Origin of the sequence: Phaeobacter sp. (assembly GCF_022825805.1) — a bacterium.
In the GTDB taxonomy this organism is placed as follows: Bacteria; Pseudomonadota; Alphaproteobacteria; order Rhodobacterales; family Rhodobacteraceae; genus Phaeobacter.
Genome location: NZ_JAJDWC010000042.1, coordinates 1 through 12001 on the forward strand (window position 1 = coordinate 1; position 12001 = coordinate 12001).

At 60.0% G+C, this 12001-nt stretch carries 11 protein-coding genes; 6 read left to right on the forward strand and 5 right to left on the reverse strand.

The features are described from left to right. Positions 1-629 precede the first annotated feature (629 nt). Complete coding sequence (locus Q0C28_RS04415; RefSeq protein ID WP_293573439.1) at positions 630-1412, reverse strand: hypothetical protein; 783 nt, start codon at positions 1410-1412, stop codon at positions 630-632. After that, positions 1409-3367, reverse strand: coding sequence for a DNA topoisomerase IV subunit B (parE, locus tag Q0C28_RS04420; RefSeq protein ID WP_293573440.1), 1959 nt, complete (start codon positions 3365-3367; stop codon positions 1409-1411). Before parE ends, Q0C28_RS04415 begins: the two co-directional genes overlap by 4 nt. Positions 3368-3689: 322 nt before the next feature. Here parE and Q0C28_RS04425 point away from each other — a divergent pair, with 322 nt between their 5' ends. Together Q0C28_RS04425 and Q0C28_RS04430 are read left to right on the forward strand one after the other, a co-directional pair. Beyond that, positions 3690-4139, forward strand: coding sequence for a hypothetical protein (locus Q0C28_RS04425; protein WP_293573441.1), 450 nt, complete (start codon positions 3690-3692; stop codon positions 4137-4139). A gap of 152 nt (positions 4140-4291) precedes the next feature. After that, complete coding sequence (locus tag Q0C28_RS04430; protein ID WP_293573442.1) at positions 4292-5710, forward strand: pyridoxal-dependent decarboxylase; 1419 nt, start codon at positions 4292-4294, stop codon at positions 5708-5710. 44 nt (positions 5711-5754) lie between these two features. Here Q0C28_RS04430 and Q0C28_RS04435 read toward each other — a convergent pair whose 3' ends face one another. Next, complete coding sequence (locus Q0C28_RS04435; protein ID WP_293573443.1) at positions 5755-6531, reverse strand: HAD-IA family hydrolase; 777 nt, start codon at positions 6529-6531, stop codon at positions 5755-5757. Positions 6532-6827: 296 nt separating this feature from the next. Here Q0C28_RS04435 and Q0C28_RS04440 point away from each other — a divergent pair, with 296 nt between their 5' ends. Then, the gene (locus Q0C28_RS04440; RefSeq protein ID WP_293573495.1) at positions 6828-8207 is read left to right on the forward strand and encodes an MATE family efflux transporter; all 1380 of its coding nucleotides are present in this window, start codon (positions 6828-6830) and stop codon (positions 8205-8207) included. A 175-nt stretch (positions 8208-8382) separates the two neighbouring features. Here Q0C28_RS04440 and Q0C28_RS04445 read toward each other — a convergent pair whose 3' ends face one another. Next, on the reverse strand, positions 8383-8853 hold the full coding sequence (locus Q0C28_RS04445; protein WP_293573444.1) for a hypothetical protein: 471 nt from the start codon (positions 8851-8853) through the stop codon (positions 8383-8385). A gap of 10 nt (positions 8854-8863) precedes the next feature. Further along, positions 8864-10066 carry a pyridoxal phosphate-dependent aminotransferase gene (locus Q0C28_RS04450; RefSeq protein ID WP_293573445.1) on the reverse strand — a complete coding sequence of 401 codons (1203 nt, stop codon included), beginning with the start codon at positions 10064-10066 and terminating at the stop codon, positions 8864-8866. A gap of 96 nt (positions 10067-10162) precedes the next feature. Here Q0C28_RS04450 and Q0C28_RS04455 point away from each other — a divergent pair, with 96 nt between their 5' ends. From Q0C28_RS04455 to Q0C28_RS04465, 3 genes are all read left to right on the forward strand, one after another. Next, on the forward strand, positions 10163-10564 hold the full coding sequence (locus Q0C28_RS04455; RefSeq protein ID WP_293573446.1) for a helix-turn-helix transcriptional regulator: 402 nt from the start codon (positions 10163-10165) through the stop codon (positions 10562-10564). An 85-nt stretch (positions 10565-10649) separates the two neighbouring features. Continuing rightward, positions 10650-10919 (forward strand): succinate dehydrogenase assembly factor 2, encoded by a 270-nt coding sequence (locus tag Q0C28_RS04460; protein ID WP_293573447.1) that lies wholly within the window; start codon positions 10650-10652, stop codon positions 10917-10919. Between the two features lie 79 nt (positions 10920-10998). Next, the gene (locus Q0C28_RS04465) at positions 10999-11496 is read left to right on the forward strand and encodes a winged helix DNA-binding protein (protein ID WP_293573448.1); all 498 of its coding nucleotides are present in this window, start codon (positions 10999-11001) and stop codon (positions 11494-11496) included. Positions 11497-12001: the final 505 nt, after the last annotated feature.

A 12001-nucleotide genomic window follows, 5' to 3' on the forward strand; every position in this document is an offset into this window, starting at 1 on the left:
ACACCACCGCCCGCACCAAAGCGACGCGGCCGACCACCAAAAAAGGAGAAACTGATCGCAACAACCGGCTGATCACCGAGACCAGAAAGTGGGGAATTTTACTTCGCCACTTTTGGGGATTTTTGAAACGGCATTTACATCTGACTGTGTGCTGCATGTGTGTGTGCGGCCTCGGTGGGAGCAGATACGGCTGGTGCGGAAATGGTGTAGGCGGATTGGTTTGTGGCCCGTGCTGCCGGCTGGCGGATCCGCTGGGTAGGGGAAATGAGTATTTTTGGAAAGGTGAAGCGGGGGCGGCGTGGCCCATGGAGCCGACGGGGCTGTGGACGCTGTGTTGCATGACTAGCGTGTGTGAGGTGGGCGCATCTTGTCAGCGATAGTGGTGGGTGCGCGTGATGTATTTCTGATTGGGCGGCGACGGGCGGAGCCCTTCGCATTGGACCGGGTAATTCAATGCGCGGCGCTGGCGGGATGTCCCTTGGGACGGGGCGCGCGAGCCGCACGGCCCGTGCCTGACCTTCCCGTCATGCCGGAGGCATGCTTTCAGCAGGGCGAAGGCGCTTCACGCTTCCCCAAGGTCCGGCACGGGCCTTGTGATGCGGGAGGGTTGCAGGAAAGCACTAACGGTTTCAGTTTCGCCCTATCCAATGGTCTATTCGCGGATGTCGCCCATTGGGCAGATAGTAGAGGAAATTCCAACGAATACCATTTACATGCTTTTTTGTCGGAAGTGGTAGATGGAACAAGAAAACATAGGCGAAGCTCAGGGCGGCAAGGGCAGAACCCGCAAGAACAGCAATCCGCTCAACGATTGGAACTGTCGCGTCGAGCATAATTTCGATCTGCTGCGTTAGTAGTAGGTACCCGAAAGCGCCCACGGGAATGAGCATAGCGAATATGCCTAATAACATAGCAAAGCTTAAGAAGGACGATGTTGGGAGTTTTTCTCGGAGGAAGGAGTTTGAATACATTGTTAGTCCGAGCGAAATGTCATCTTTCTTCCCTCGTAATAAACCAAAAATGCTGGTGGAAAATCCTGGCAAAAGCATCTTTCCACATTCGTTGGCTTTCAACGAAACAGCGACGGAAAGGTGGCAGAATGAAACCGCTGACATCAAGTACAAGAAGCTACTAGTCGCGAGAAAGTAGGCTGCTGGAACCGATGCTTCAAAATTTTGAACGCTGACCTTAAGAAAGTTTCCTTCACGTAATGAAGTCAAAACAAGGTAGGAAAGCAAAATTTGCGAGCAGAGCTTAATGAAATGCTGGATTGCATTTGTCTCCAGCTCGCTCAGAATTTCAAACCTGCGTGCCCATGTATTCTCCTTCTTGTGCAGGCGGCGAAGCGTCGTGTGAAACTCGTGAGCCTTTAACTTCTTTATTGAAATCCATTTATTGGCCATATGCGTCAAACATCCAGCTCCTCGGCGAACTTGGCGTTTTCCTGAATATATTGGAAACGCAGCTCGGGTTTTTTGCCCATCAGACGCTCGACCAGATCGCCGGTTTCACCGGGTTCGTCCTCGTCGATGGTGACCCGGATCAATTTCCGGGTGGCGGGGTCCATGGTGGTCTCTTTCAGATCCTTGGCGTCCATTTCGCCCAGACCCTTGAAGCGGCTGACGTCAATTTTGCCTTTGCCGCCCAGACCTTTTTCCAGCCATTCGTCGCGTTCGGCCTCGTCCAGGCAATAGACGCGCTTGGCGCCTTGGGTCAGGCGGAACAGGGGCGGGCAGGCGAGGTATAGGTGGCCGCCGTCGATCAGCGGGCGCATCTGGGTGAAGAAAAAGGTCATCAGCAGCGATGCGATATGGGCGCCGTCGACGTCCGCATCGGTCATGATGATGATCTTGTCATAGCGCAGATCGTCGAGGTTGAATTTGGTGCCGAGCCCAACGCCCAGCGCCTCGCAGAGGTCGTTGATCTCCGCGTTGGAGCCGAGTTTGCCCGAGGCCGCGCCCAGCACGTTCAGGATCTTACCCTTCAGAGGCAGGAGCGCCTGGTTCACCCGGTTGCGCGCGCCCTTGCCGGAGCCGCCGGCCGAGTCGCCCTCGACGATGAACAATTCGGTGCCCGCACGGTCCTTCGATGTGCAGTCGGTCAGCTTGCCGGGCAGGCGCAGCTTTTTGGTGGCGGATTTGCGCTGGGTTTCTTTTTCCTGTTTGCGGCGCAACCGTTCCTCGGCGCGCAGGATCAGGAAGTCGAGAATGGCGCCGGCGGATTTGGTGTCAGCGGCCAGCCAGTTGTCGAAATGGTCACGGACCGAGTTTTCCACCATCTTGTTGGCGGCCTCGGTGGAGAGGCGGTCCTTGGTCTGGCCGACAAACGCGGGGTCGGCGATGAAACAGGAGACCAGCGCGCAGCCGCCTGTCATCAGGTCGTCGCGGGTGATCTGCGCGGCCTTTTTGTTGCCCACCAATTCGCCGTAAGCCTTGATCCCCTTGAGGATCGCGGCCCAGAAACCCGCCACATGGGTGCCGCCTTCGGGGGTGGGGACAGTGTTACAGTAGGATTGGGTGAAGCCGTCGCGGGACGGGGTCCAGTTGATCGCCCATTCGACGTAGCCGGGTTCGCCAAATTTCTCGCGGAATTCCACTTTGCCCGCAAAGGGCACGTCTGCGTAGACAGAGGATTTGCCCAGAACTTCGGTCAGGTAATCGCGCAGACCGCCGGGGAAGTGGAAGGTGGCCTCGGTCGGGGTTTCGCCATCGTCGATGTGGCTTTTCCAGCGGATTTCGACGCCAGAGAACAGGTAGGCCTTGGAGCGGACCAGTTTGAACAGGCGCGCGGGTTTGAAGCGATGGGAGCCGAAGATCTGCTCGTCAGCGTGAAAGGTCACCGAGGTGCCACGCCGGTTGGGGGCTGCGCCGACCTTTTCCACGCCGCCCAGCGGCAGGCCGCGGGAGAAACGCTGTTCGAACAGCTCTTTGTTCTTGGCGACCTGCACCACCATGGAATCAGAGAGCGCGTTCACCACAGAAGAGCCAACCCCATGCAGACCGCCCGAGGTCTGATAGGCTTTGCCAGAGAATTTGCCGCCTGCGTGCAGCGTACACAGGATCACCTCCAGCGCGGATTTGTCCGGGAACTTTGGGTGCGGGTCGATCGGGATGCCGCGGCCGTTGTCGCGGATGGTGACGGCGTAATCGGCGTGCAGCTCCACCTCGATGCGGTTGGCGTGGCCTGCGACGGCCTCGTCCATCGAGTTGTCGAGGATTTCCGCCACCATATGGTGCAGCGCCCGCTCGTCGGTGCCGCCGATATACATGCCGGGGCGTTGGCGGACCGGTTCCAGTCCTTCCAGAACCTCGATCGAGGAGGCGTCATAGGTCTCAGTTGCGGGCGTGCTGAGGAGGTCGTCGGCCATGTGCGGGAGCTGCTCTTCCTTGGTGTTGATTGGGTGTCATTATGGCAGGTGTTGGGGATGGGGGGAAGAGGGACGCAAGGGGCTGTGGATAAGCTGGCTGGGGCTCTTGGCTTTGACGGGGGATGCCTAAGGCTTTGGCTGAGAGAGTTTCGCAGGTCACTGAGGGGAGTTCCCGACCGCGGGTGGGGGTGAAGCCCCCGCCCATGGGGGCGGTCGGGGGCTGCCCGGCGGGGCCGGGCTGGACGTTTCACGAGAGAAAGGATGGTTTTCTTCGAACCTGAACCTAAAGTGCAGCGGATGATTGAAAAAGAGACTTTGAAAAATGAAGCACGAGATTACCGTCCGCGAGCGGGCTGTGTGTCGCGGATATATTTGGAAAGAAGATGAATTGGTAGAACTCACTGTAAAGGAAGCCTACAGGGCGCATATGGGGCGTCAGCGCATTTTGATTCACAAAGACCACAGAGGGGTTGCCGAACGGTTTGATGTGGTTCGGGTTCGTCACAATCAAAAAGCAATAGATGTTGTGGTGATTGGCCAGTCCGCAGATGAGCGCAATATTGTACGACTGGACTACCATGACCGGGAGGCACTTGGCATAACAAAGACCGGTAGATCCTATGAGCTTTCGATCGAACGTCTTGGTTGGATGGGGCGCTATTGCTGGTACATCCGTGCGCGAGATCCGGCAATACATTTGCCTTCGCGAATTGCTCTGCTGTCTCTGGTGCTAGGGGCTGTCGGTGTGGTCCTGAGTCTTGTACCTGGTTGAATGGAGTTTGCTTGGCAGCCAACGGTTTCGCTACGCATTGCAGGGCCGATCTATGGTGCTTGCGGATATATGCGCTGATAGCGGCATCGAACTATTTCCGTGCTCTCAGGCGCTTGGCACGATAGATCTGTGGCAACGACAGGGGAGTAAGCATGATGCAAGAGCAGGGGATAAAAACATCCGATTGGGCCACCTTTCGAGCGCAGGCGCAGCGGATGCTGGATGCGGCGCTGACGCAGATGGAGCAGGCGGCGGATCATCCCTGGCAGCCAGTGCCCGAGGATATCTCTGAACGCTATGCGCTGGACGGCACACCACGCGGCGCCGAGGCAGCGGTGGATCAGATCCTGCGCGACGTGCTGCCCTATCACGGCGGCAATACCCATCCACGGTTCTGGGGCTGGGTGCAGGGCTCGGGCCTGCCCAGCGATATCGTCGCATCCATCGCGGCGGCCTGCGTCAACGCCAATATGGGCGGGCGCGATCATGGCGCCAACTACATGGAACGCGCGGTGGTGGATTGGACCCGCCGCCAGATGGGCCTGCCCGACAGCGCCAGCGGTTTGTTGGTGACTGGCACCTCCCAGGCCACGGTGATCGCGTTTCAGGCGGCGCGCCTGCGGGTCTGTCCCGATCTGCGCAACATCGGTCAGGCCGGGGTGCGACTGACTGCTTATGCCGGGGCGGGTGTGCATAATGCGGCCCGCAAGGCGGTGGAGGTGCTGGGCATCGGGGCTGACAATCTGCGCAAAGTGCCGCTGACAGAGGGTCAGTTGGACACCGCGGCCCTGCGCCGGATGGTGGCTGAAGATCGCGCCGCCGGGGCCACGCCGTTTCTGGTGGTGGGCACTGCCGGTTCGGTGGATCTGGGTCAGTTCGATGATCTGAACGCCCTGGCGGATGCAGCGGCGGATCTGGGGCTTTGGCTGCATGTGGACGGGGCTTTTGGGGCCTGGACCCGGATCGCGGCAGAGCCTTATCGGGCGTTGTCGGATGGCATTGGCCGGGCGGACAGCATCGCGCTGGATTTCCACAAATGGATGTATGTCGGCTATGACTGCGGGGTGGCGCTGCTGCGCCATGAGACCGAACATCGGGCGGCCTTTGCCGCGCGGCCCTCATACCTGGAGGGGGCGGACCGCGGATTGGCCGGGGGCGAGCCGTGGTTTTGCGACTATGGCATCGATCTGTCGCGTGGCAACCGCGCGCTGAAGGTCTGGACCGCGCTGCAAACCTATGGCGATGCTGCGTTTTCCGAGGCCATCACGCTGAACTGTCAACTGGCCAAGCAGATGGGCGAGGAGGTCGCGCACCATCAGCAGATGGCTCTGGCAGAGCCCGTGGTGTCCAATGTCTGTGTCTTCACCGCGCGTCGCGACCTGCCGGAGGCGGCGCAATCACAGACCAACGCGCGCATCGCACAAGTGTTGCAGGAACAGGGCGAAGCGGTGTTTTCCACCACACGGGTCAATGATGTGGTGTTGCTGCGCGCCGCGATCACCAATCACCGCACCCAACCCGCCGACATCACCGCCGCCCTGCAAGCCGTCGCCCGCGAGGCCGCCGTATAAGGGCGGGCACTGACCACCTGCCGCAATGCGCCTGCGCGCAGCTGTCAGCACCCCAACAATGCAGGCAGATCACTCATGTCGTCAAACCGCGGCGCGCCCTGTAGCGTCTCATCGGTCGGCGGGGCATCAGGTGCGTGTGTGGCCCCGGCCGGAACATAGGCCAGGCAGGCCATCGCTGCGCGCGCTGCGGCCAACCATCCGCTGGGGCTGTCTTCGATCACGACACAGGCCGCTGGTGGTATCCCATTGGCTGCGGCGGCGTGCAAAAACACATCTGGCGCCGGTTTGCTGGCTCCGAGATCATAGGCCGAATACAACCTGTCTCCGAACGCGTCCCGCAGGCCCGTGCGTTCCAGCGTGATCTCCATTTTCTGTTGCAACCCGTTGGAGGCAACGCAGCAGATCAGCCCTGCGTCCGTCAGCGCGGCAACGGCGTCAACCGCGCCCGGGATGGCCTCTGTCTGGGTTTGCAGGGCCGCCAGCGCGTCCCGGTAGAAGGCGTCTATCCATCCCTTGGGGGCAGCCAGACCCTCTTGCTGCAGGTAGTGGTCGACCGCGTGGCGGCTGGTGCCGGTGAAGCGGCGGCAGCAGTCCTCAAAGGAAAGGGTCGCTCCGAAGGATTGCAGGTGGTCAAACAGGACCCGGTTAAAGATCGGCTCTGAATTGACCAGCACACCGTCGCAATCGAAGATCACGAGCCCGGGCGGTTTGGTCGTCATCGCTCTGCGCCGTGAGATCTGACGGTTCGGGGCGGTCTGATGTGTGCTGTCACGGACGGTGTCGGTGCAAATCTTGTTGCTGGTATCGGTGGCTGTGGGCATGGCGCTGGTCTGTCAAATGAATGTGGCTTTGGTCAAATACGGCATTTGTTGAAAATCGGGCCGCTGAAGTACGCTTCCTGCGGTGGCAAAGACTGTGAGCACCCTAGGACAGAAATGGCCTCTAGGCCAGGTGGCGGTGTTCAGCCTGCGGGGGTGGTTCGGGCTGTCAGCTATTGATGTCGACTGGTAGAATGGAAACCTGTCGTGCAACGGAGGGTGGAAACGGGCTTGCCGGATTGCGTTTTGCTGCCTAAGGCTGGGGCATGACGGATACTTCGATTTCACAGCAAGACGCCATGGCGTCGACCGGGGGGCGGCCGCCGTCTCCGAACACTATATTGGGCCACTCGCGGGCGATTTTGATCCTTGGCCTGCCGCTGATCGGTGGCCATGTGGCGCAGTTTTCCATCGGCCTGACCGATACGGTGATGCTCGGCTGGTATGGGGTGGCGGAGCTGGCTGCGGTGACGCTTGGGTCGAGTTATTTCTTCTCGATCTTCCTGCTAGGATCGGGTTTTGCCTTTGCGGTGATGCCGATGGTGGCGGCTGCGGATGGCGCAGGCGAGGGCCGCCAGATCCGCCGTTCGACCCGGATGGGGCTGTGGCTGTCGTTGATCTATGGCGTTTTGGCGATGCCGCTGCTGTGGTGGTCCGAGCCGATTTTGCTGCTGTTGGGGCAGAACAGCGAAGTCGCGCATGGCGCATCGGAATATCTGCGCATCGCGGGCTGGGCGCTGTTTCCTGCGCTGCTGTATATGGTGTTGAAATCCTATCTCGCGGGGCTGGAGCGTACCCAAGCCGTGCTGTGGTTTTCGGTGCTGGCCGCGCTTGTCAACGCGCTGGTGAACTATGCGTTGATCTTTGGCCATTGGGGCGCGCCTGAACTGGGGGTGACGGGAGCGGCGATTGCCTCTTTGGCGACCAATTTCGTCTCTTTTGTTCTGGTCTTGGTCTATGCGCTGCGGGTGTTGCCGGAACATGAGCTGCTGAAGAACGCGCTGCGCCCCGATTGGGAGATGATGCGGCGGGTGCTGCGCATTGGCACGCCCACCGGGTTGACGCTGGTGGCGGAAACCAGCCTGTTTGCAGCCTCCGCGATGATGATGGGTTGGATTGGCACTGTGGCCTTGGCGGCGCATGGGATTGCGCTGTCGCTGGCAGGGCTGACCTTTATGGTGCATCTGGGTCTGTCGAATGCGGCGACCATTCGGGTTGGCAACGCCTATGGCCGGGGGGATCGCAACCATTTGGCGCGAGGGGCGCAGGTGGTGATGGCGATGTCGCTGGCCATGGCGGCTGTGGGCGTTGCGCTGATGCTCGTGTTTCCGGAACCGTTGATTTCCCTGTTCCTGGACGCAGAGGATCCGCAAAAGCCGCAGATCCTGGCGATGGGTGTCGGGTTGCTGGCGGCGGCGGCCCTGTTTCAGTTGATGGACGGCATGCAGGTGATCGCATTGGGGCTGTTGCGGGGGGTGCAGGACACGGCCTGGCCCATGGTGCTTGCGGTGCTCAGCTACTGGGTGGTTGGGATACCGGCCTCTTACGTGCTGGGCTTCGTGCTGGAGTGGGGCGGGATCGGCGTCTGGTCTGGGCTGGTGATCGGTCTGACGGCGGCGGGCCTCTGCCTGATGCTGCGGTTCTGGCTGCGCTCGATCAAGACTGTTGCGGTGAAATAGCGGACAGGTTTGCTGCTGACAGCGGTGCAGATATTGCTGCCGCAGACAGGGATCGCTGAAGGCGGAGCGCTTGTCTGCGGGCCGCTGTTGTCAGCATCTGATGTTACCATCTGAGTGAATGGATGCAGAGGTCTCGGGTGCGGTGTCGCCGGGATCTGAGATCCGTATCTAAGCGTTATGGCTCAGAGGAAACACTCGGATCAGTTGGCGCCGCAGCGCTGCCGCCATTTTGTTGGTCCTGTTGGTTTTGGCGGGTCAGCCGGTCGGCGGTTTTGCGGATCAGCACGCTGCGCAGATCATGCATCGCCAGCAACAGATCGTCGCTGACGGCGGCCAGTTGATCATCCGCTGCCCGGCTCTGCGCCCATTGGGCAGTAAGGTTCAGATGATCGATGGTGCGGCGGATGTCATCCATATCGCGCTGCGCCAACAGCGCCTGACGCTCGGCCATCCACTGCTGGATCGCGGCCGTATCCGCAGCGCTCAGTTCATGATCGCCGTGGGGTTTGATCTCGCCGCTGCGCAGCTTCACCACGGCGATCTGATGCAGTTCCAGCCGCCGCTGGCGATTTTCACCATCCACCCGAAACACCAGCGCGCCGTTGTCGCGGATGCGAAAATAGTGCTCTGGCAGGGTGGGTGTCATCTCGGTGGCCTCAGCTCAGACTGTTGCAAAAGCGCTGGATCCGGCTGCAGGCTTCGCGCAGCGTGTCATCCGATGCGGCGTAGCTGACGCGGAAGTTCGGCGACAGGCCAAAGGCCGCCCCATGCACCACCGCGACATCGGCCTCTTCCAGCAGCGCTTTGGCAAAGGTTTCATCATCGCTTATGGTCACGCCCGCCGGGCTGCGCCGCCCGATCAGGCCCTGGATCGAGGGGTAGACATAAAATGCCCCATCAGGCACCGGGCAGGTCACGCCGTCAATCGCGTTGAGCTCTGCCACCACCAGATCCCGGCGACGCAGGAATGCGGCGTTGCTGGTTTCGATGTAATCCTGCGGACCTTCCAGCGCCTCCACCGTCGCCCATTGGCTGATCGAACAGGGGTTGGAGGTGGATTGCGACTGCACCTTGCGCATGGCGGCGATCAGCTCTTTGGGACCAGCGGCATAGCCGATGCGCCAGCCGGTCATCGCATAGGCCTTGGAGACGCCATTGCAGGTGAGCGTGCGATCATAGAGGCGCGGTTCGACCTCTGCCGGGGTGCAGAAGGTGAAATCGCCAAACACCAGATGTTCATACATGTCATCGGTCATCACCCAGACGTGGGGATGGCGCAGCAACACATCGGTCAGCGCCTTCAGCTCTTCCTTGCGATAGCCCGCCCCAGTGGGGTTGGAGGGGGAGTTGAAGATCAGCCATTTGGTGCGCGGTGTGATCGCCTGTTCCAGTTGTTCAGCGGTGATCTTGAAATCGGTTTCCAGCTGCGCCTCGACGATGACCGGCGTGCCACCTGCGAGCCGCACCATATCGGGGTAGGACACCCAATAGGGGGCGGGGATCACCACCTCATCGCCGGGGTTCAGCGTGGCCATCAGAGCATTATAGAGGATCTGCTTGCCGCCGGTTCCGACCGAGACCTGGTCGGGTGCATACTGCAGACCATTGTCGCGCTGGAACTTGTCGCAGATTGCGCGTTTCAATTCGATGATGCCGTCGGGGGCGGTGTATTTGGTCTTGCCATCTGCGATGGCCTGCACCGCGGCGGCCTTGATCGTGTCGGGGGTGTCGAAATCCGGCTCACCGGCGCTGAGCCCAATGACATCGCGTCCCGCGGCCCGCAACTCTCCGGCGAGTGTGGTGATGGCGATCGACGGCGAGGGTTTGATCCGGGACAGGCTATCGGACAGAAACGGCATGAAAAGACCCCGATTTGTATATCTCTGGGAACTGTCATAGGGTGCGCCCAGCGGGCGATCAAGCGCGTTTGACGAGAATGGACAAGAGGGCAAGAAATGAGCACGGACGACATGAACTGGTATGGCCCGGAGGCCGCAACCTTTGGTGATCGCGTTGCCGCTGCGCGTGAGGCCGCGACCATGACACAAGCGCAACTGGCCCGGCGTCTGGGGGTCAAAAAGGCCACATTGTTGGCCTGGGAACAGGATCTGTCGGAGCCACGCGCCAACAAGCTGACGATGATGGCCGGGTTGCTGAATGTTTCCATGGGCTGGCTGCTGACAGGCGAAGGCGAGGGCATGGATGCCCCCGCCGGTGAGAGCGAGCAGCTGCCACAGGATCTGAGCGCGATCCTGACAGAGCTGCGCCAGCTGCGTGAGGATCTGCGCAGCAATGCAAACCGCGCGGCACGATTGGAAAAACGCCTGCGTCAGGCTATGGACGCCACCGCGTCCTGATCCATATTACTCCCAATGCGTCCGACCCGGTGTCCGGGTCGGCGGCACCATTTGCTTTGACCACAGCTGAACAGCAGGAACCGCCATGGCCCAGACCGACACTGTCGAACCTCGCGAGCATCGCATCAAGCGTCTTTACATGCGCTCCATCCGGCGCGGTATCAAGGAAATGGACATTCTGCTGATGGCCTATGCGGATCGCTATCTTGCGGATATGACCGATGCGCAGCTGGCGCTCTATGATCAGTTGCTGCTGGAAAACGATCAGGATCTGTACCAATGGGTCACCGGCCAGGCCCCTGCGCCAGAGCATCTGGCAGAGCTGGTCGCCCATGTGGCGCAAACCAACCAATAAATCTAAAATCGCAGCTTAACGGATTTTTCGGGAATTTTCCGCAGTATGGCTCGCAGTTAACTTCGAGTCGGAGAAGCGGATGAGTATGGAAATGCCAATTGGCCAGCTGGACCAGAAGGGGTTCATGACTGGTTACCTTGAGGCGCTTGCCTTGGTTGAGCGCCTCCACCGGCTGCTGCTGGATGTCATCAAGGATGAGTTTGAGCGCGTTGGCGTGCTTGAAATCAACGCGGTGCAGGCGTTGTTGCTGTTCAATATCGGCAATAACGAAGTGACAGCAGGCGAATTGAAAACCCGTGGCTATTACCAGGGCAGCAACGTCAGCTACAACCTGAAGAAGCTGGTCGAAATGGGTTACATGCACCACCAGCGCTGTGAAATCGACCGTCGCTCGGTGCGGGTGCGCCTGACAGATCGGGGTCGTGAGATCCGTGATATCGTTGCAGCACTGTTTTCGCGCCATGCCGAGGGTCTGGAAGGCAAAGATGTGATCAGCAGCGAAGGTATCGCAGACATCACAGCCTCGCTGAAGCGTGTGGAACGTTACTGGTCGGATCAGATCCGATATATTTACTGATGTTCGGGCCGTTTGGCCCCTTGCAGGATCCGCCTTTGCGGGACTGGCACAATGACCAAAGACAACCTTGTGTAACACAGGGCACAGGACAAGCGGTTACCGCTTGAGCAAGATCTCCTGATCGGCCCGTCGGAAGAACCAAGGGCAGAAACCAGGAACACCCCCAGGTCCGCAGCTGCAGAATGCAGGTTTTGGACAGATTGGGCGGACGCGCTGGAAACAGGAGCTACGGACTGGGATCACCGGCAGAATGTCGAAGATCCAGCCAGTCTCCCCCCCCAGTACACTTTCCCGCCACTTTCCCCCTCGCTTTGCCATGGCGCAGCTACCCTGGCGCAGTTACTCTGGCGTTCCCCCTGGCGCATTTTCTCCAGATCCAGTTTGGTTCCCAGATCCGGTTTAGACCGCGCATTGGTTTGCAGTGGTCGGTTAAGTGCTGGGCCGGTTAAGTCGGGGCAGGTTAAGTTATGGGCCAGTCAAGTTATGGGCCAGTCAGCTTCCGAGC